At 69.1% G+C, this 19394-nt stretch carries 23 protein-coding genes; 13 read left to right on the forward strand and 10 right to left on the reverse strand.

Annotated features, from left to right (window positions below):
- Positions 1-53: 53 nt before the first annotated feature.
- The 4 genes from H6726_21510 to H6726_21525 form a co-directional block, all read right to left on the reverse strand.
- Entirely contained in the window at positions 54-1148 is a 1095-nt protein-coding gene (locus H6726_21510) for a hypothetical protein (GenBank protein ID MCB9660237.1), read from the reverse strand.
- Between the two features lie 161 nt (positions 1149-1309).
- A protein-coding gene (locus H6726_21515) for an IS3 family transposase (GenBank protein MCB9660238.1) occupies positions 1310-2472 on the reverse strand; the annotation gives its coding sequence in 2 pieces (ribosomal slippage) (positions 1310-2217 and positions 2217-2472; 1164 coding nt in all).
- Entirely contained in the window at positions 2438-3067 is a 630-nt protein-coding gene (locus H6726_21520; protein MCB9660239.1) for a hypothetical protein, read from the reverse strand. Before H6726_21520 ends, H6726_21515 begins: the two co-directional genes overlap by 35 nt.
- Positions 3068-3308: 241 nt before the next feature.
- Positions 3309-3815 (reverse strand): hypothetical protein, encoded by a 507-nt coding sequence (locus tag H6726_21525; protein MCB9660240.1) that lies wholly within the window; start codon positions 3813-3815, stop codon positions 3309-3311.
- Between the two features lie 175 nt (positions 3816-3990).
- On the opposite strand from H6726_21525, the gene H6726_21530 reads away from it, so the two are divergent.
- From H6726_21530 to H6726_21540, 3 genes are all read left to right on the forward strand, one after another.
- The gene (locus tag H6726_21530) at positions 3991-4212 is read left to right on the forward strand and encodes a hypothetical protein (GenBank protein ID MCB9660241.1); all 222 of its coding nucleotides are present in this window, start codon (positions 3991-3993) and stop codon (positions 4210-4212) included.
- Between the two features lie 112 nt (positions 4213-4324).
- Complete coding sequence (locus H6726_21535; GenBank protein MCB9660242.1) at positions 4325-4822, forward strand: hypothetical protein; 498 nt, start codon at positions 4325-4327, stop codon at positions 4820-4822.
- A 42-nt stretch (positions 4823-4864) separates the two neighbouring features.
- The gene (locus H6726_21540) at positions 4865-5473 is read left to right on the forward strand and encodes a macro domain-containing protein (GenBank protein MCB9660243.1); all 609 of its coding nucleotides are present in this window, start codon (positions 4865-4867) and stop codon (positions 5471-5473) included.
- A 71-nt stretch (positions 5474-5544) separates the two neighbouring features.
- Here H6726_21540 and H6726_21545 read toward each other — a convergent pair whose 3' ends face one another.
- Complete coding sequence (locus H6726_21545) at positions 5545-6051, reverse strand: hypothetical protein (GenBank protein MCB9660244.1); 507 nt, start codon at positions 6049-6051, stop codon at positions 5545-5547.
- Positions 6052-6459: 408 nt separating this feature from the next.
- Between H6726_21545 and H6726_21550 the strand changes: the two genes are divergently transcribed.
- Positions 6460-7326 (forward strand): hypothetical protein, encoded by an 867-nt coding sequence (locus H6726_21550; protein MCB9660245.1) that lies wholly within the window; start codon positions 6460-6462, stop codon positions 7324-7326.
- Between the two features lie 23 nt (positions 7327-7349).
- On the opposite strand, the gene H6726_21555 is transcribed toward H6726_21550, so the two are convergent.
- Together H6726_21555 and H6726_21560 are read right to left on the reverse strand one after the other, a co-directional pair.
- Positions 7350-8303 carry a sigma-70 family RNA polymerase sigma factor gene (locus H6726_21555; GenBank protein ID MCB9660246.1) on the reverse strand — a complete coding sequence of 318 codons (954 nt, stop codon included), beginning with the start codon at positions 8301-8303 and terminating at the stop codon, positions 7350-7352.
- On the reverse strand, positions 8269-8739 hold the full coding sequence (locus H6726_21560) for a carboxymuconolactone decarboxylase family protein (protein ID MCB9660247.1): 471 nt from the start codon (positions 8737-8739) through the stop codon (positions 8269-8271). Before H6726_21560 ends, H6726_21555 begins: the two co-directional genes overlap by 35 nt.
- 241 nt (positions 8740-8980) lie before the next feature.
- On the opposite strand from H6726_21560, the gene H6726_21565 reads away from it, so the two are divergent.
- The 3 genes from H6726_21565 (at position 8981) to H6726_21575 (ending at position 11378) form a co-directional block, all read left to right on the forward strand.
- Positions 8981-9382 carry a GFA family protein gene (locus H6726_21565; protein ID MCB9660248.1) on the forward strand — a complete coding sequence of 134 codons (402 nt, stop codon included), beginning with the start codon at positions 8981-8983 and terminating at the stop codon, positions 9380-9382.
- Positions 9383-9491: 109 nt separating this feature from the next.
- Positions 9492-10151 carry an HAD family hydrolase gene (locus H6726_21570; GenBank protein ID MCB9660249.1) on the forward strand — a complete coding sequence of 220 codons (660 nt, stop codon included), beginning with the start codon at positions 9492-9494 and terminating at the stop codon, positions 10149-10151.
- 153 nt (positions 10152-10304) lie between these two features.
- A complete protein-coding gene (locus H6726_21575) occupies positions 10305-11378 on the forward strand; it encodes a sulfite exporter TauE/SafE family protein (protein ID MCB9660250.1) in 1074 nt (357 codons plus the stop codon).
- Positions 11379-11396: 18 nt separating this feature from the next.
- On the opposite strand, the gene H6726_21580 is transcribed toward H6726_21575, so the two are convergent.
- Positions 11397-11819, reverse strand: coding sequence for an SRPBCC family protein (locus H6726_21580; protein ID MCB9660251.1), 423 nt, complete (start codon positions 11817-11819; stop codon positions 11397-11399).
- A gap of 137 nt (positions 11820-11956) precedes the next feature.
- Between H6726_21580 and H6726_21585 the strand changes: the two genes are divergently transcribed.
- Entirely contained in the window at positions 11957-13117 is a 1161-nt protein-coding gene (locus H6726_21585) for a TonB family protein (GenBank protein ID MCB9660252.1), read from the forward strand.
- A gap of 64 nt (positions 13118-13181) precedes the next feature.
- Positions 13182-14480, forward strand: a complete 1299-nt coding sequence (locus H6726_21590) for an AarF/ABC1/UbiB kinase family protein (protein ID MCB9660253.1) — start codon at positions 13182-13184, stop codon at positions 14478-14480.
- Between the two features lie 34 nt (positions 14481-14514).
- On the opposite strand, the gene H6726_21595 is transcribed toward H6726_21590, so the two are convergent.
- The gene (locus H6726_21595) at positions 14515-14976 is read right to left on the reverse strand and encodes a hypothetical protein (GenBank protein MCB9660254.1); all 462 of its coding nucleotides are present in this window, start codon (positions 14974-14976) and stop codon (positions 14515-14517) included.
- Positions 14977-15030: 54 nt separating this feature from the next.
- Between H6726_21595 and H6726_21600 the strand changes: the two genes are divergently transcribed.
- Positions 15031-15531: a hypothetical protein gene (locus H6726_21600; GenBank protein MCB9660255.1), complete on the forward strand. Its 501-nt coding sequence runs from the start codon at positions 15031-15033 to the stop codon at positions 15529-15531.
- A gap of 50 nt (positions 15532-15581) precedes the next feature.
- Here the strand turns inward: H6726_21600 and H6726_21605 are convergent, their stop codons facing one another.
- The gene (locus H6726_21605; GenBank protein ID MCB9660256.1) at positions 15582-16010 is read right to left on the reverse strand and encodes a hypothetical protein; all 429 of its coding nucleotides are present in this window, start codon (positions 16008-16010) and stop codon (positions 15582-15584) included.
- A 244-nt stretch (positions 16011-16254) separates the two neighbouring features.
- Between H6726_21605 and H6726_21610 the strand changes: the two genes are divergently transcribed.
- The 3 genes from H6726_21610 (at position 16255) to H6726_21620 (ending at position 19372) form a co-directional block, all read left to right on the forward strand.
- Positions 16255-16596, forward strand: coding sequence for a hypothetical protein (locus H6726_21610; protein MCB9660257.1), 342 nt, complete (start codon positions 16255-16257; stop codon positions 16594-16596).
- Between the two features lie 26 nt (positions 16597-16622).
- Positions 16623-17987, forward strand: coding sequence for a hypothetical protein (locus tag H6726_21615; GenBank protein MCB9660258.1), 1365 nt, complete (start codon positions 16623-16625; stop codon positions 17985-17987).
- A gap of 242 nt (positions 17988-18229) precedes the next feature.
- On the forward strand, positions 18230-19372 hold the full coding sequence (locus H6726_21620; protein MCB9660259.1) for a hypothetical protein: 1143 nt from the start codon (positions 18230-18232) through the stop codon (positions 19370-19372).
- The last annotated feature ends 22 nt before the right edge of the window (positions 19373-19394 follow it).

Below are 19394 nucleotides of genomic sequence, written 5' to 3' on the forward strand. Positions count from 1 at the left end.
TTTTGGTCGAGCGCGAGTGCGGGCTCCGATCTTCCTCGCGCTTCCACACGCTGTCACAGGTCGTAGCGCGTGCCCGACCCAGTGAAGCCCACGGACAACGCCGAACACTCCTCGTCGAGCTGTACGTCGTACAGGCCCTCGAGGATCGGGCTCACGTCTTCGAAGGCGACGTCACCGCCGCGCAACGCGAGCAGCTGCGACACGCTCGACTCGAGCGCCTCCCGCGACAGCACGCCGCCCACCACGAAGTCGACGCCGTCCGACCGCAGCGTGCCTTCGATGACGACGTTCGACATGGACACGGCGATGTGCGTGGATGCGGTCCCCGTGTTGTAGGGGATGGCGAGATCGAGTCGGCCGAGGCGCTGGCGGAAGGAGTCTCCGCCCACGTTCAAGGTGGCCACGAACGGACCCGCGAGCGTGTCCCCGGACGCGTCCACCAGCTCCAAGAGCGCGCAGTTCCCGGCCCACTCGACCAACAGCATCGGGTCCGGCGGCATGCAGCTCATACTGTCTGCGGGACAGCTCAGCGCGTTGTCCACCACCGCGTGGAGGTCGATGGGATCTTGCGGAGTCACCTCCAGTAGGCTCGCCGCGAGGGCGATGAGCGAGTTGTCGACGTTGCCCGCAAAGTCCGCCACGCCACACCGATCGCCTGCGTAGTCGACGTTGTGTCCCACGGCATCGCCACGAGCCGCTTGCTCCAACGTCGGGATGGAGAAGCCTGTCAGCTGGTATTGCACCCACGAAGTCGCATGGGCGCACTCGCCCGTGTTGCAAAACACGCCGTTGCCGAAGAAGCCGTCCAGGCACTCGCACAGATACGCGGTTGCCGTGTCGGTGCAGGTTGCGTCCGGCGAGCAGTTGTGCGTGCCCAGCGTGCACTCGTCCATCGCGCTCGTGGAGGTGCACACACGGCCGTCGCCCACATAGTCAGGGGGGCACGCAGCGCACTGCGCCTCGCCATCTCCGCCAAGGCTGCACTGCACCATGGGGCTGATGGAGCAGCCCCCGTTGTCGATGGCGCACGTGGCGGGTGCGACCGGGTCGCCCAGTCCGCCGTCGACGGGCGTGCTGCCTCCCCCACAGCCAGTGATGAGCGCGGCCGCATACATGGCCAGAGCGAGTCGTGGTGGGTGGATGGTCATCAGTCCTCACTCTGTGAGCGCCGCCTTGCGCCCCCACCGTAGCATGGCCGGGTACCCGTTGGTGCGACACCGACGAGCTCGACACACCATCGAGTAGAAGCGTGGCTCGCGGGGAGACCAACGTCAGAAGTGAACTTCCCCCCGTCGAGCGGACAGGTTGACTATGCCGCCATCGCGGCGAGTTGGCACTTGAGTTCGAACTGGATGGGGCACTCGTAGTCGATGAACGAGTGCCTCCGCTTGGGGTTGTAGTAGCCGTCGATGTAGTCGCGGACGATGGCGATGGCGGCGTCGTGGTCTCGGGGCACGTGGTCGCCCAAGGCCTCCACCTTGAACGTCGCGAAGAAGCTCTCGGCGACCGCGTTGTCCCAGCAGTCGCCCTTCCGGCTCATGCTGGCGATGATGCCCGCCCGTTCAAGTTCACGGCGGTAGTCGCCGCTGGCGTAGGGACTGCCACGGTCGGAGTGATGCAGCAGCCCGGCAGGAGGGCGGCGCGCGACGAGGGCGGCTCGCAGGGCGTCGATGGCGAGGAAGCGGTCGTTGCTCGCGCTCGTCGCCCACCCCACGACGCGCCGCGAGAACAGATCGAGGATGGCCGCCAGGAAGATCCAACCGGCGTGGGTCCACACGGCCGTCACGTCGGTCACCCAAGCCTCGTTGGGGCCGGTCGCCGTGAAATCGCGCTCGAGGAGATTCGGCGCGATGGGGTCGTCGTGCTTCGAGTCGGTCGTGGCTCGGAACCTTCGCTTTCGCCGCGCCACGAGGCCGTGGTCGCGCATGACCTGGGCGACCTTCTTCTCACTCACGATGTCGCCGCGCTCACGGAGCTCACGGTGAACACGAGGGCTGCCGTATCGACCCTTGTGCTCGTCGAACACGGCACGCGTCTTCGCCACGAGCACGGCGTCGCGCTGCTCTCGTTCGGTCTCGGGCTCGGCCAGGTAGCCGTAGAAGCCACTGCGCGAGACTCCCAGTACGCGACACAGCGCGGCGGTGGGGAAGGCCACCTTCTTCTCGGCGATGAACGCATACCTCACGCGCTCTCCTTGGCGAAGAAGGTGGCCGCCGCTTTTAGGATTTCGCGTTCCTGGCGCAGCTGACGGTTCTCACGGCGGAGGCGGGCCAGCTCCTGCCGCTCGTCCGTGGTCAGCACGTCTTGACGAGCCCCGGCGTCCGCATCGCTACGTCGCACCCACTCACGGAGCGCCGTCTCGGTGAGCTCGAGCTCCCGCGCGACCGTCGGGATGGACTTCCCGCTCTTCACCAGCCGCACCGCATCGGACTTGAATTCAGGCGTGAACGAACGACGAGCACGCCGCGCCAGGGAGGGTTGTTTCTTCTGCTTCATCGGACACTCCTGCGCATTCTCGCGCTATCTCAGGTGTCCGCCAGGTGGGGGGAGGTTCAAAGCGCCCGACGAGCCCAAGCTGGAGCTGTCCGCGCGACACCTGGAGCGATGGCACGGCGCGGCGTTGCCGGGCATTGAGGCGCGCGCCACGGGCCATCATGATGACCCCACTGATGACGAGCGGCGACATCGTCATGGCCGCCGCGAGGGCTGCGAGTCCGGGCCCGAAGCTGATGCAGTAGTCTTCGCTGTCGGCGCAGGACTCGTAGCTCGACGCGCCGGCCGCCGCTCCGACGGCCATCCCCAGGATCCCCAACCCAAAGAGCGTTCCACCCGTTCGAACCAGGCGCCGTCCACGGTGCGGATGCCGCGTCAGGACGAGGCTCGCGGGCGGCGCTCCGAGCGCGGCCTCGCTTGCGTCTTGGGTCGCGGCCGCTTCGGCGGGGCTCGCCACGGGCGTGCACACCATCGGGACCTCCGGGGAGTCCTGCGCGCGCGCCGCTGACGTCACGCTCATCGCGAGCACGACCAAGACCCACCACCGAGACCCTCCGAGGTTGTCGACTTGCATGCCGAGTCCTTTTGCAACTCGTGGACCAGGCCCATTTGCGTTGCGAGATGCGGCCTGCGCCGTGAACGTGTGCGCGTCGTGCGTCAGCTCCGTGGTACGGACCTGTGCCTTTCGTGCGTCACCTGCGTGGTGCGGACGGCACACGTGCGCAGGGCCATGCAGGTGTTGGCTGACGACTGGCGCGCTCGCGAGGAGAGCCTCGATGCGCTCTGCCGAGGGTCACGAGCGTGGCGAGGCCGCGTCACTTCCTCGGGTGCGAGACGGCCGCGATTGGAACGCCCGCCGCCTCCGCCAGCTGACGCACGAGCTCCTCGCGGGGCATGTGATCGCGGATGACCACGAGCGCGAGCGCCCACCCGCGCGCGAGCTCGGGACCGAGCGCGAAGTGCGGGTGGCCCGGGTCGTCGCTCAGCGTCGTGAACGGCGCCGCGTTCCGCGTGAGCTCCATGCGGTAGATGCGCCCGTCATCGCGCCCAGCGAAGGACAACCAGGCTGGGTCTGCGTTCTCCGCGTCCCACCGAGCAACGGCCATCGCCTCGCCCGCGACGGACAGCACCTCGCACGCTTCGATTCTGGTCGGGAACTCCACGACGACTGGACCGTTGTCGCCCGGTCCGCTCGTCCACGTGGCTGCCCATCGAAGCGGCAGTCGCGCGAATGCGGCGAGGCGTTCGGCGACGTCGAAGTGTCTCGAGACGTCATCCGTGTCGCTCCGCAGCGTGATCGCGTAGATTTCTTGGACACTCATCTCGGCCCGCCGAGTCTATGCGAAGCTGGTCGTGCTCCTGAACGTCGCGTGTTGGGCGAGGCTCTCTCTGGACTTGATGCGGCACTTCCCCGGTGCATTGGAGCCGTGCCGCGCGGAAGGTCGAGGGCACGCGCGCAGCTCGCGCTCTGGCCGCGTCGGCGTGCTAGCGTCCAGCATGCTCCGTCGCATTGCGTTCGCCGGTCTGGGCGGCTTCCTCGGCCTCGTGTGCGGCGGGCTGCTTGGCTGGGGCGGCGGCATGGGGCTCGGTGAGCTTTTCGCATTGGGCCTCGAGCCCGCCGTCACCCTCACGTTGTGCGCCATCGCGGGCGGGGGCGGCGTCGGCTTTGGCGTCGGTGTCACCCTGGGTGCGCAGCGTGGACGCCGCTCTCCCGTGTGAACTCGCTCATCCGGGGCAGACACGCAGTCGCACGAACGCAAGCTCGAGTAGCCGCCCAGACCGGCGCATCGCCCAGTAGAGCCGGCCCGGACGACTGGTCTACGCTCCCTCCATGCACTTCGAGGCCATCACGCAGCTGCCGACGGCTTGGACCATGGCGTCCGGGCGCTTCGGCGTGCACCTCTTCGAAGGGGCCCTGACGGTCGACGACATGGTGGGGATGCAGCAGCGCGGCGACGTGTGGTACGCCGCCAACCCCGGGCGTTTGGTGGAGCTCGTGGTGATCTATCCGAGCGACAGCCGTATGAGCGGTGAAGAGCGCCGCAAGATGGTGGAGCTCATGAAGAACGGTGACTCGCGGCGCGACGCGTCGTCCACCGTCATCCTCGCCGAGGGGCTCGTCGCCTCGCTGCAGCGCAGCATCCTGACCGGGCTCCTGATGCTGGCGCCGCCGCCACACCCGGCGAAGATCTGCGCGGGCGTCGCACCCGCGGTCGACTTCCTCGCGCCGTTTGCGCAGGCGCTTCGCACGACGGTCACGCTCGCGGGGGTGAACCAGCTGCAGCGCGCGTTCGAGGCGCGGCCCGGGCGTCTGGTCGCGAGTGCTTGAAGTGTGGCGTCGTCGAGAGGGAGCGCGCGGTAGTATGCGGCTGTGACCACCAGCCCCCTCCTCGACCAGCTGCTCCTCGTCGACCGCCACGGCCCGCTCGTGCGCGCCTGGGAGGCCGCGTTCGAAGACCACGAGGAAGCGCGCATCGTCGAGGGCGACTTCTTCGCGTATCCGGCGGACGCGATGGTGAGCCCGGCGAACAGCTTCGGGATCATGGACGGCGGCTTGGACGCGGCGATTCGCGACACGCTGGGGCACGGGGTTCAGCGTGCGGTGCAGGCCCGCATCCTCGCGGACTTCCACGGCGAGCTCCCCATCGGCACGGCCGTGCTGGTCGAGACGGGCCACGCCAGCTGGCCGTTCTTGATCGCGGCCCCGACGATGCGTGTCCCCGAGGGCGTCGCGCAGACCGTCAACGCCTACCTCGCGTTTCGCGCCGTGCTCCTCGCCGTTCGTGCGCACAACGCCAGCGACCACGAGACGAAGATTGGGTCGGTGCTCTGCCCAGGGCTCGGCACGGGCATCGGAGCGCTCGACCCCACGCGGCGCGCGGTGCAGATGCGCCTCGCGTACCAGCAGGTGCGGGCGCCGGCACGGATCCCCTCGTTCTCCCAGATTCACGCGGCGCACCGCGCGTTGAAGACGAGCTAGGGCCTCGAGCGGCCATCACGTCGACGGAGGCGTCGAAGCCTGCGGCGCGAACTCGACGGCCGGCTCGCGCGCTACGTGAAGTAGATGATGCACGTCCACTCGAGCGGAGGAAACGCCTCCTCGGCCGCGCACAGGAGGTCCATGTCTTCTACGGTCAAGTGCGCCGTCGTGCTGGGAGCGAACCGGCACAGCTCGCTCTCATTGTCATCGCAGCCGTAGAATCGGTCGGAGAACGCAGCGACTTCGGCGGCCGTGACGCCTTGGTTCGATGGGACGTGCACCCAGACCACGTCGCAAAACGAGCCGGCTTGCAGCGGCGGGTAGTCGGGGCGCGTGTCGGGGAGATAGCACCCACCCCCTCCGTCTACGCGCACGATGGCCGCGTCTCTCGGAGGACCCGCATCCGCTGGCGTGACCGAGGCGTCGAAGGACGCGTCGGCTCCTGAGCCGTCCCGTACGACCGCCGCATCCGCGACCGCCACATCCCGCCCGGCATCGCTGCTCTCGACGGGATGTGCCTGGGCGCACCCCGTCACGGCGCACAGAGTCACCAACGCCAACGCCGATCTGCAGGTCATGCTCGCCTCCGCCATCGCCCGAGGATGTCAGCTCCCGGCTCGAGGCACAATCGTCACTGGAGCGAGCGGCCGCGTCGAATGCGTCGGATGGCGCGCCGCGCCTCGTGCACTTCGCGGGCGGCGTGGTCGATGACGTAGCCGAGCGCCGCCACCCCCAGCCATCCGATGACACCCACGGTCCGCGCACCGATGCAGGGGACAGACGCTGCCCCTGGGTGGCCACCCTCGGGACGCCCTCGACACGGCGTCTCCAGTTCGACATGCTGTAGCCATCTGAGGGGAGCGCGTCATCCCGGCGCCTTCGTCTGCGTGCGCAGCGCCCTCGGCGTCCGTTCGTTCATGCAGCTGGGGCTCGAGAGGCCCCCCGTGTGCTGTCATCCGATTGCCCCGTCGTCCCTGGAGAGCTCCATGACTCGTCCTTTGCTTCGCCCCTTTCGTCTCTCGACTCTCGCGCTGCTCGGCGCCGTCGCAGGCTGTGGAGGTGGCTCGAGCGAGTCCGTCGACATGGGGCAGGGTCGGCCCGACTTGCCACCCATTGTCATCGACGTAGAAGGCCCTCCCGTTCGGTACCGCATCACCGAGCTCCACGTCCCGACCCTCGAGGACGTCTGGGCTGGCGTGCCGGTGGGGCACAACGTGGACCGCCGCGGTGACGCATGCGGCGTCCCGGACTTCCCTGGTGGCGTCGACAACGCCTTGATCGATCTATCGACGGCGCTGACGTCGTTCGAACCGCCTACCGCTCCGGTGGACTTGCAGGCGGCCATCGATACGGCGCTCGCGTGCCCACCCGACGCGGAGCCCAGCGTCTGCACGCGCCTCGACCTCATCGTGACCGTGACTTCCGGTGTCGGCCTGACGGTCGTGTCGATCGAGGACGCTGAGGGCGCGTCGCTCGCCGCGCCGTTCGTGGGCAGCCTCGACGGGAGCGGAAACCTGCACGCCACGGCGATGGAGTTCACGCTGGCCATTCCGTACCAAGCGCCGGACGGGCCGGTGACCATCTCCTTGCGCGTCCGTGACATGCGGCTGAGCGCCACGATCACCGCCGAGTCGCTGACGAACATCGTCCTTGGTGGCGTCATCTACGAGGACGACTTCGAGGCGATGCTCATGGACGTCCTCCCGCGGCTGGGGGATCAGCCGACCTTCGAGGACGTCCAGAGCCTCCTCGCAGGGCTCTACGACGTCGAGGTGGAGCTCACCTGCTCCGCGCTCTCTGTAGGCTTCACGGGGGTCGCGACGGCGGTGGCAGCACCCGCGACGCCCGAGTGACCGCGCGTTCTTGCGGCCATGAACTACCCGGGTGCGGGGAGTTCGGAGGCAGCCTCGAGCAGCGCCACCGCGGACCCGAGCTTGTCCGGGTTCCGCATCACGTAGACCGCCACCACCTTGCCATCTTCGACGTCGAGCGCCGTGGTCTGCACGTTCCCCGCCACGTCGCGCGAGACGTAGCCAGGCAGCCCATTGATGCGTAGCGGGCCGGACCAAGTCTGGGGCATCGGCCCGAAGCGTGTGAGCAAGCTGTCGAAGAAGCGCAGCACGGAATCCGCCCCGCGCAAGACCTGCCGGACGGCCGCCACCTTGCCGCCGCCGTCGCTGTGCAGGACAGCGGCGCTCGCGAGCAGGTCGCGCAGCATCAGGGCGTTGCCGGTCGTCATCGCCGCGAAGAACGCGGTGGTGATGCGTGCTGCCTCGGCCTCCTCCACATGGAAGCGCTGCTTCGGCTCGCCCACGTGAGCGCGGGCCCTGGCCAGCAGCTGGCGACACGCGGCCTCGCTGCGTTCCAGCGCTGCGGCGATGTCGGCGTGCTCCATGTCGAAGAGGTCGTGCAGGATGAACGCCGCGCGCTCCAACGGGGACAGCCGCTCGAGCGCGAGCATCAGCGCCATTGGCGCGTCGATTCGGTCATGGAGCGAAGTGTCTGCGACGGCGCGCTCGTGCTTCAGCACGGGCTCGGGGAGCCACGGCCCCACGTAGGCCTCGCGGCGCGCCCGCGCCGACTTCATCACATCCAAACACAGCCGCGTCACCACACGGGCGAGCCACGCGCGCGGGTTCTCCACCTCCGCGTCGTGGTCGCGGTGCCAGCGCAGGAAAGCGTCCTGCACCACGTCCTGAGCATCGGTGAACGAACCGAGCATGCGGTACGCCAGCCCCGTCAAGAACGGCCTGTGCCGCTCGAATTCCATCACCGATGCGTCCGGGGTCAAGGGGTCACGCTGCCTCTCGTGCGGCGCCCTTCTTATCATTCACGTGCACCACCCGGAAGCCCACGGCGATGCGGTTCCACGTGTTGATCACGCCGATCAGCAGCGTCAGGTCCACCACCTCCTTCGGCGTGAACAGCCCCTGCAGGGCCTCGTAGTCGGCGTCTGGGGCCTGCGTCTCATGCACCAGCGTGAGCGCCTCGGTCCACGCCAGCGCCGCGCGCTCCCGCGGGGTGTAGAGCAGGGACTCGCGCCAGGCCGAGAGCAGGTAGATGCGCGCCTCGGTCTCGCCCGCCGCGCGGGCGTCTGCGGTGTGCATGTGCAGGCAGTTCGCGCATCCGTTGATCTGCGACGCACGGATCTTCACGAGCTCCTGCAGGCTGTGCTCGAGGCCGCTCTCCGTGACGTAGGTCGAGAGCGCGAGCATGGCGCTGATGGCTTCGGGGGCGGCGGTGAAGGGCTGGATTCGCTTGCTCATGGTCATTCTCCGTTGGGGTTACGGACGCATGACGAGGCAGCTCCGGGGCCTGTGACATGAGCGGCGCATGTTTTTCCGGCTGGCTGCGGCGCGCGGACGCCGAACGTGCACCGGGCGCAGCTCGGTCGAGCGCGTTCGCGAGTCAGCCCCGCCGCTCGCCACCGCGTCACCAACCGCCCTGCGATGGCCAACGTGCGACCCGTTGCGGCTGCGCCTACACTGGGCGGGCCGAGCCACCATCATGCAGACACATCGCGGACGATGCCTTTGCGGCACAGTTTCATTCGAAGTCCAGGGCGCGCCCTCGGCCTTCTTTCTCTGCCACTGTAGCCGTTGCCGAAAGGTCAGCGGCTCGGCCCATGGCGCCAACCTGTTCTTCCCTGACGGTGAGATCCACTGGCTGTCGGGGCACGCCGACGTCCGGTCGTTCGCGTTGCCCGAGACGAGGTTTGCTCGTTCGTTCTGTGTGACCTGCGGGTCGGCGCTGCCCTATCGCGCCGCCAGTGGGCGCGTCGTCGTCCCGGCCGGCAGCCTCGACACCGAGGTGGCCAAGCGACCCGACGCGCACATCCAGGTGGCGAGCTGTGCGAACTGGGACGATGCCCTGCACGACGTCCCGCGGTTCGACGCCTATCCAGGGTGAGGCGTGGCCCGCCGCTGCGCGCACCTTGGCGCCTGCGTCGTGTCGGGGCGTCGTGCTCAACGTGCGTGGTGGCCTGCGCCGTCGGGAACATGGCGTGCTACGACCGGGGATGACCCACGAGCTGCGCGCCGTCATCTTCGACCTCGATGGAACCCTCGCCGACACGCTGACCGACATCGCTGCGGCCGCGAGCGCGACCTTGGGTGAGCTCGGGGTGGGCCCCTACGAGCTCGAGCAGTACCGCGCGTGGATCGGCGGTGGTGCTCGTCGCCTCATGGAGCAAGCGCTCCCCGCAGACCAGCAGCACCGGCTGGACGAAGTCGACGCGCGCTTTCGCCAGCACTACGCCGCGAACCTGGTCGTCGCGACCGCCCCCTACGCAGGGATCCCGGCGGTGCTGGACGCGCTCGCCGAGCGCTTCACCCTCGCGGTCCTCAGCAACAAGCCTCACGCCATGACGACGGAGATCGTCGCGCGCGTGTTCGGCGCCTGGGACTTCGCCGATGTCGTGGGGAAGCAGGACGGCGTGCCCGCCAAGCCCGACCCCACATCCGTGTTGGCCATGGCCGCCCGGCTCGGCGTCGACCCGAGCATGTGCGCCTACGTCGGTGACACGGACATCGACGTGCAGACGGCGACCGCAGCGGGGATGCTCTCCGTAGGCGTGTCATGGGGCTTTCGCGATGCCGAAAGCTTGGTGGCGGCTGGAGCCTTGCGCTTGGCGGCCTCGCCGGAAGACCTGTTGCGCTGTCTCATCGGTGACGCGTAGCCGGGCAGTCGCAGGTGAAGCGGGGCCGGCTTCGGGTACGTGGACGTGGCGGACACCGCGCATGCCCCGAAAGCCTGGCGTGCCACACTGACGCGACGGCGCGCTCCGCTGCGTGGAATCTTTCCCGCCAGGTGTGGTTAGGTGACCGGGTCCATGGTGTTCCTCCTCTTTGCCGCCGCGTTCCTCGCCTTCGGCATCAGCGCCGTGACGGGCGGCGGAGCGAGCCTCGTGCTCGTGCCGCTGCTCTCCGCGACATTGCCCGTGGCGTCGGTCCCGGCCGCGCTCTCCGTCGGCACGGGGGCCAGCTCGGTCGCCCGCATCGCCACCTTTCGCCGCGACATCCGGTGGGACGTGGCGTGCCGCTTCGTGCCCGCGGCGCTCCCCATGGCGGCCCTCGGAGCGCTCACGCTGCGCTACGTGAACCCCGCCTACGTGCAGGTGGTGATGGCGCTCTTCCTGATCGCCAACCTGCCCCTGCTGCTGCAACGTGCGGACTCGGAGCCCGGTGAGGGAGCGGCACAGGATGTCCCCGCCCCGGTCACGGCGCGGGTGGTCGCGATCGGTGCCACGGCGGGCTTCCTCTCCGGGCTCACGGGTGCCGTGGGTGTGCTCTTCAATCGCTTCTATCTCGAGCTGGGGCTGACCAAGGACGAGATCGTCGCCACCCGTGCCACGAACGAGGTGCTGATCCACCTGGTGAAGCTCGCCATGTACGCGTATCTCGGGCTGCTGACGCGCGACGCGCTCGAGACGGGCGCGCTCGTGGCGGCTGCGGCGGCGCTCTCGGCGGTCGCGCTCAAGCCAGCGTTGCGTCACGTGCCACGCGCGACGTTTGCGCGCATCGGCTACGCGGCCATGGTCGCGTCAGGGGTCGCGCTCTTGGTCTCCTCCGCGTCCCGGGTGGTGGAGTCCGACCGCATCTCGATCGACCACCGGCCCATCCTGGGCGGGGCCGATCTGGCGCTCCACTGGCGCGACTCGGCCATCGCGCTGGAGCTGACCTACGACGAAGGGCTCGAGGTCGAGCTCCCCATCGACGCCGCCGAGCTCACCGACGCGCAGCACGCGCTGGTCGCGCGCGAGGACCCCGGCTCGGACGCCATCGAGTATGAAGTGGTCTATGGGGCCGAGGCGCGCCACTTCGAGGCGTACTACCTGCGCGCGGGGCAGCTGCTGCGGAAGGTGACGTTCGACGCCGACGGACGCCTGATCGACGAGGGCACCTGAGCCGTCCGAGGAGCGCGGTCAGCGCTCCGCGTACTTGCGCAGGCCCTTGCCGATGGATGTGCTGAGCACGCTCTGGAGCAAGCGGCCCGTGCCTGGAATCGTGGGCTCGAACGTGATCACGTAGTGCAGGTGCGAGCCGCTCTGCGTCTCCGAGAAGGTCAAGCGACCGAGGTGGTTCTTGACGCCGGGGCCCTGGGTGACCTTGTACTCGATCAGCCGATCTTTCTCGAAGGTGACGATGGTCTCCTCGAGGCCGAGCAACGCGGGACCCACGCCGCGCACGGACCCGAGGCCGCTCTTGCCCCCCTCGCCATGGCCGTCTTTCAAGTGCCGCATGGGGGCCCCCAGGATACGCCCCAGGTTCTCGTGGTCGGACACGTCCGCGAAGACACGCGCGACGGGGAAGGGAAAGTCAAAGTGGAGGTCGACCTTGCGTTGCATCCGCGGAGGGTAGCACCGCGTCGGGTCAGGCAACGGGAGGCTCATTCTCGTGTGTGCAGCGCGTGGTGTCTGGGACGTGCGCCGCGCAGGGGGGGCGGCACGTCGGTCTGCTTGTGGCCGTGTGCTACCGTCGCTTCGTGCGACCCGCCCAGCTCATCGTGCTCTCACTCCTCGTTTCGCTCTCGGCCCTCGTCGGCGGATGTGGGAGCGGGAGCGCCGAGCCGCAACAGACGACACCGGCGGATACCGCAGCACACGGAGACACGGCCGACCCCGAAGATCCGGCCGCCGGCTCGGAGACGGCCCCGGCAGACCTGGCCAGTGACGACGCACAGGACGCCGCGAGCGACACGTTCTGTGACGGGACGGACGACTGCGGAGCGCTGGGCGCACTCACCAGCGAGTCCAGCGGCGGCGACTTCGGGATGGGCGGCCTCGGCCGGGGAACCGCCGAGGGCAGCGCCAGCGCGGCCGCGCCCCTGCCTCCAGCGAACGTTCGGCACGTCGTCGTGCGCGGGCTCGACGAGCAGGTGGTGCGCCGCGTCCTGCGTCGTCACCTGAACGAAGTGCGTTTTTGCTACGAGCAGGCGCTCCGGCAGCAGCCCGGCGTCGAAGGGAGCGTCCAGGTCGAGTTCGCGATCGACGCGCGAGGTCTCGTCAGTCAGTCGCGCGCGACCGGAGGGACGGCGGAGAGCGCTCGCCTGAGCGATTGTCTCGTGCGCGCCGTTCGTCGCTGGACCTTTCCCTCGCCCCCAGGCAATGGCGACGCCCAGGTCGCGGCGACCTATCAGTTCGCGCTGGCACCGGCGGCAGCAACCTCGCCCCAAGTTGCCATCGGTCCCGCGCTCCTCCAGCGTTGCGCGCCAGACGAGGTGACGCCCCGCCCGACGTCGCCGGCCACGCTGCAGCTGGACCCCCCGGTCGGCGGGTGCTGGTTGACCAACGGGTTCGGCGCGCCACCCTCTCCGCGCCCCGCGACCGAGGTCCTCGCCGTCGCGGACGAGGCCGCACTCGGCGCGTTGATGAGCTGTCCGCCCGGGGGGCGAGCACAGGCCGCGCCGAACACCAGCTACTTCACGCTCGCGGACGTCCACCGCAGCGCGGACACATGGGAGGTGGCGTTCGCCGTGGACGACGGTCAGCGCGTTCACGCCGGGCTGCGACTTCGCCGGGCGTGTCAGGGTGTCGCGCCGCGCGAGGTCCTCGCCACGACGCTGATGGCGCTCGCGGGAGGCGGCCGCGCGCTCACCGTCCACCGCTGCGAGCCGGACCCGACGCCGTGCCCGCCGGTGCCCTGAGCGCACCGCGCCCGACCTGCGCCGCGGTCGCCGCGTTCCGTACCGGGCAGTGTACGCTTCGCCGATGCGCATGATCTTTCGGGCCCTCGCGATCTGGACCGTGGCGACGTTCGGGCTGTTCGTGTACGGCGTCGCGTGGCTGGCGCTCCTCATGCGGCCGGGAGCGGAGCAGCGCGCCGCGCGCCGCGCCCACGTGAAGGGCGTCATCCTGCGACGGAGCCTCTCCGCGCTGGGCGCAACGTTCGTCAAGCTCGGGCAGGTCATGAGCACACGCATCGACCTCTTCCCGATGGAGACCATCGCGGAGCTCCGTAAGCTGCAGGACGCGCTCCCGCCGTTTTCGTTCCGCGAGGTGGAGCGCACCGTACGTGAGGAGCTCGGGCGGCCCGTGACGGAACTCTACGCAGAGTTCGACCAGCAGCCCGTCGCCGCTGCCAGCGTGGCCCAGGTGCACCGGGCGCGGCTGGCCGACGGCGCCGAGGTCGCCGTCAAGGTCCTGCGACCGCAAGTGCGCGAGACGGTCGAGAAGGACGCCGCCGTGCTCGTCACGCTCGCGAAGGCGGTGGCGCTGCATCCGGGCCTGCGCCTCTCCGACCCCGTGGGGCATGTCGAGGAGCTCATCCAAGGCATCCGCGACCAAACGGACCTGCGCCGCGAGCAGACCAACTACGCGCGCTTCGGCGAGAACTTCCGCGACGAACCCCGCCTGGTGTTCCCGAAGGTCTACCCCGAGCTCTCGAGCGCGCGCGTGATGACCATGGAGTTCATTCACGGGTCCAAGGTGGACGCGCTCCCCGAGGGCGACCACAGCGACCTGGCGAACCTTCTGTCGCACATGTTCCTCGAGATGATCTTCAACCACGGCTTCCTGCACGTGGACCTCCACCCGGGGAACTTCGTGGTGCAGGCCGACGGTCGCGTCGCCGTCTTCGACGTGGGGCTGGTGAAGGAGCTCACCCCCGAGCTGCTCGACGAGTTCGTCGACTGGAACCGCTGCCTCGTGATGGGCACGGCCAACGACTTCGTCGCGCACATGAAGGTCTACCACACGTACGTGGAAGGGACGGTGGACTGGGACGCGCTGGTGGTGGACCTCGAGCGCTTCGTGTCGAGCTTTCGCGGCCTGAGCAAGGAGGAGATTCAGGTCGGCGAGCTGCTCGATCAGGCGTTCGCGCTGGGGCGCAAATACAAGGTGCACCCCAAGGTCGAGTTCGCGCTCATCATGGTGGGCGTGCTGACCTCCGAGGGCGTCGGGAAGATCCTGGACGCCAAGACGGACATGCTCGCGGAGATGAGCCAGTACCTGCTCCCCCTGCTGATGGCCCGGGCCACGAAGGGCATGCTGCACGCGCAGGCGCAGTGAGCGTCGCGTGCACCGCGGGTGACGCGAGAGCCCTTCAGGCTTCCTTCCGCTCGCTCATCGGGTACGAGTGCATCCGGTGGTGTTCGATCGGCGACGCCAGCAGCACGCCGCCTCGAAGCTTGCCTGCGCGGCCCAGCTCCAACGCGCGCACCATCAGGCCCGCTTCATGTCGTGCGTGTTGCTCGTCGCGGGGGAACAGCGTGGCGCTCCCTCGGCGGGTCATGACCATCGGCCAGTTCGAGTAGTGCACCTCGCCCAGCATGTAGGCGAGTCCGTCACGGCTCTTCACGGCGTCCACGCGCGTCGCGCCGCCACGTGGGAACAGCTGCGCCCGGCGAGCGTCGTCCAGGTTCACGTAGGCCCAATTCTGTGTGTGGTCGCCGAACACCTCGCTGTAGGAGAGCTTGAGGAAGTCCAGCCCCGGCTCGTTCGCCAGGATGGCGAGGGAGCGCGCGAAGAGTGAAGGCACGTGCGTGCGGAACCCGTTCTTGCACATGTCAGCGCGGCCGTTCAGTAGTCACCGTTCTGGGGGCCTGCCATAGTTCGGCTCGTGAGCGCGACCGTCACGATCATCGTCACCCCCGCGGACGACGAAGAGGCCTTCGAGAGCATGACCGTCGACGAACGCCGACGGAACGGTCACGAGTGGGTCGAGTTCCAGCTCGGATCGGGGCGCCTGCTCGACACGTTCTTCATGAAGGCGACCGACGTCGACCTCTCCGTGCTCGCGTGTGGGGATCGCAGGCGCGAGGGCGGCGTGTTGCAGACGAACCTGCTCGCTCGCGAGAACGTCGCCCGCGTCATCGCGCAGCTGGAGAAGCTGCTCGAGGTAGATGCGGACGCAACGGCGCGCGCCCTGGGGGCGCATGCCGGCGCCGGTTCGGATGTCGAACGCGTTGCGGCGGCGCTGAGTTCAGGGACGTGGCCCGACGGCGGTGATCCCGCCGAGGAGTCGGCGGCGTTCGCGCGGCAGCTGCTCGTCCACGCGGTCCTCGCGAGAGACGCTGGCATGGGGGTGTGCTGGGAGTACCGCGGCAAGGTACGGGTGTAGGCGCAGCCGGTGCGCTGACCCAGGTCGGCTCGGAGCCCCCTTCGGTGGGGTCACGGGGTGTGGGCCGAGCGCGCAGACGGTCGGGTGCGGTACACGCCGACGATCACCAGGGCCTCGACGAACGCCGCGAACGCCCCCGCGAGCGACTGTCCCACGAAATACAGCGCGCCCACGCCGCCCGTGCTGGCCAAGCTTGCGGAGCCCGTGGAGAGGAGCGCGGAGAGGACGAAGAACACCACCGCCACCACGGCGCGCGGCACCGACCACAGGCGTCGTCTGGGGCCAGTCGCGTGCCTCTCTGCAGCGTACGTCCACAGCGCCAGCAGCGGCCCGGTCGCGGCGAGCACGATGAAGAACGACCAATCCGACCGGGGGATGTGGTGCTCACGGAGTCCGTTCGCGATGCCCAGAAGACCGACGATGGTGGCGGCGGTGCCGAGCGACGCGTGGATGATCGTGGCGAGTCGAAGAGGCGTCATGACGGGTCGTCCTGGGACGCGGGATGGTACACCCGCAGCTCAGCGTGTGCGGCGCTCTAGTCAGGGGGATCTCTGGCACGGTCAGGACATCGAGCAGATGTTCCCGACCTACGCATAGCGGCGTGGCCCTCGGGTGACGGGCCATCCACGCGCGGGCGGCGTACACTGTGGCCGCATGAGGGCGACGGTCACCGAGGTTGCGAAGGAGCACGACGACGCCTGGCGGGTTCAGCTGAGCACGCTCGTGGGCGACGTCTTCGTTCGAGCGCGGTGCACGCACGAGGGGATCGCGCTTGGTTCCTCGTGTTCCGCCGAGTTCGACGTCGGCGAAACGCTTCGGATGGGGGGCAACGCCAGCCTCTCCACATCGGCTTCGCCCTCGCTGCGCGACCAGCAGGGGCGCATTCGCATGACGGGACACGTCGAAGCGATCGACCCGGAAGGCGTCGTCTATCTACGCCTCGCCACGGACTGTCTCGTCATGGCCGACGCAGCTCCCGGGGAGTTCGCGGTGGGAACCTGGTTGGAACTCGACTTGGATGCCACCAAGGTGGTCGCGTCCCTGTGCCTGGCCCCGCTATGCTGAAGAGCCCATGAACGAGGCGCCTTGCCATGAATGAGACCGCGTCTCCGTCGGACCGTCCCATGTCGCTGGGCGCGCTGCTGCTCGCGACATGGAGCGACGGGCTCGGCTTCGGCTTCCTCGCCGTCATCATGGTGCCCGCGTGGTTCTGCCTGGTCGGGCTGCCGCTGAGCGGCCTCGCTGCCATTGGTCTGATGAGCGCACAGCTGCGCGTGGCGGTGCCGGACTCACAACCCCCGAAGGACCGCCACCGGGCCTTCAAGCGCACGTTCTGGGCCTCCGCGTGGACCCTGTCAGGAGTCGGCGGATACATCTGTGCGGTGGCGTGTGCGTCCGGCCTCGCGCACTACGTCGAGCGCCAAGACCCTTCGACCAGCCCCACCGGAGCGGCGCTCACGTTTGCGCTCGCGGCGGGCTACTGCGTCGCGGTCACGCCGTTCGCGTTCGTGCCCATTCTGCTGCTCGACGAGCGCCGCCCGACGGGGTTCACGGACGTGCTGGTGAGCTCGGTCGCGCTCGCGACGCGCGACTTTTGGCCGCTGCTGGGGGGTGCGGTGCTGGCGGGGCTGAGCATGGGTCTCCCGCTCTGGCTCGCCGTCTACGTGGGCAACCCCGTGTTCTGTGCCGTGTGGCTCCTCGCGCCCTGGGTGACCAGCGGCATGCTCGTCCAGCGCTACGCGCGGCTCGCGCCGACCGTGCCACCGGACCCTCGCGAAGCCGCGCTGCCGACCGCGGGCGTCGTGCTGCTCGGCGTGTGGGCCGCCCTTGCCACGCTGGTGGCGTTGGTGCTGGCCCGATTGGAAGTCGGTGACGGCGCCTCGATGAGACTCTTCAGCGAGACGCAGCTCGCAGTCGTGGTAGTGCCCGTGGGGGTGGGTTGGCTCGCGGTGGCGGTGCTCCTCGCTCGCGCCTGGTCGCGCGCGCGCGCCGTGCGCCTGCTGCTGGCAGGCACTGCGAACGAGACCGCGGCCTTCACGGGCGAGCTGCTGATTGGAGACGCGGCCAGCGTCACCGCGACACGGGCGGGCATCGAGGTCGGCGGCAGCGTCTGGGTCGTGGGCCGGGAAGCCCGGGTACAGGTCCCACCGGGTGTCCACACCACCCCCAGCTCGCTCGAGCTACCGCCCACGGCGCTCGCCGCAGGCGCACCCGTCACGGTCGTCGGCACCTTCCGCGTGGTGGCGCAGCCTGGACTCCGGGCGGCCTCCCTCGATTGGCCGAGCCGCGCCTGGCTGCTGGTCGGCGACTATGCGAGCGCACGCGCCACCCTCGCCCGTCGCGCCACACGCTGGACCATCGCGCTGCTGCTGCCGATCTTGTTGCTGGCCACCGTGACGTCGGGTGCGCTCATGCTGGACCTGGCCGAGCAGGCCTGGCGGACGACGCGCGGGTGACGGTTCACTTCGCGCCTGGTGTGCGCAGCAGCTGCGGCGGGTCTCCCATTGGCGCGTCGCTTGCGCGCGCCATGGGAGCGGGCGATGCACGTCTCCTCCGCGCGTCATGACCGATCGGCGCCTTCCGCCTCTCCGCTCGCGACCTGGCACGCTTGCTGCTTTCCATGCGGAAGATGGTCCCCAGGTTCGCTGAGGGTGAGGACGGGCGACCCATCGTCAATCCTTCCCCCAGAGGTAGACCCGTGAACGCTCCCCCCAGTTATTCACCGCCCGACTTTCGCATCGAAAGCGTCGAAATCGCCGATGGAACCTTCTGGGTCGGCAAGCGCGCAGAAGGTGGGGTGTTCCACGCCAACCCCTACCTGCGCACGTTCCGTGGACGCGCTGACGGCGGACGAGAGTCTGCGTTCCACGTGCTGATCGACCCGGGCTCCAGCAGCGACTTCACCTTCGTCCACACGAAGGTCTCCGGCCTCATTGGCGGGCTAGACAAGCTCTCCGCCTTGTTCATCAACCACCAGGACCCGGATGTCGGCGCGTCTGCCTCCATCATCATGGCGCGCTATGCTCCCAAGGCGTCCATCCTGTGCTCGGAGGATACCTGGCGCCTGATCGTGCACGGCAACCTGCCGCGCGACCGCTTCATGGCCACGGAGCGGTTCGCCAACGGCATCAAGTTGCCCACGGGACAGCGGCTGCTCCCCGTGCCTTCGCCGTTCTGCCACTTTCGCGGCGCCGTCATGCTGTACGACCCGCAGACGCGGGTGCTCTTCAGCGGCGACTTGTTCGGGGGCCTGACCGACGGGAACGACCTGCGCCTGGACGCGGACGAGTCCGACTGGGCGGGGATCCGCGCGTTTCACCAGCTGTACATGCCCGTCAACGCAGCCCTCGCGGGTGCGGTGGCGGCCATCCGCGCGCTCGAGCCTGCTGTCGAGGTCATCGCGCCGCAGCACGGGCGCGTGATCCGCGGGGCGCTCGTGGCGCAGTTCCTGGACCGCATGGCGCGCCTGCCGGTGGGCCTGGACATCATGGACGAGGCCTCCGATCCTTCGTCTCTCCAAGCGTGGAACGCCGTCGCGCAGCGCGTGTTGGAGGTCGCCCGGGGCTTCTTGGGGCCTCAAGCCGAAGCCAAGCTCGCCGAGGACGGCGACCTGGCTGACACGCTGCGCTTCGACGGTGGGCGCGTGTCCATCGAGAGTCTCGGCAAGTGGACGGTCGAGCGTCTGGTCGAGCGGCTCTGCGTGAACGAACCCAGCGAGATCGTCGGGCCCATCATGGTGGAGGCGACGGTCGCGGCGACGGAGTACGACCTACCGACGCCCCACTTGGACATCGAGGGCGCGTTCGCGGGCGAGACACCGACCTCGCTCGCAGTCGGCTGAGGTGGGTCGACGAGGGCGGGCG

Source organism: Sandaracinaceae bacterium, assembly GCA_020633055.1.
Lineage (GTDB): Bacteria > Myxococcota_A > Polyangia > Polyangiales > Houyiibacteriaceae > JADJJE01.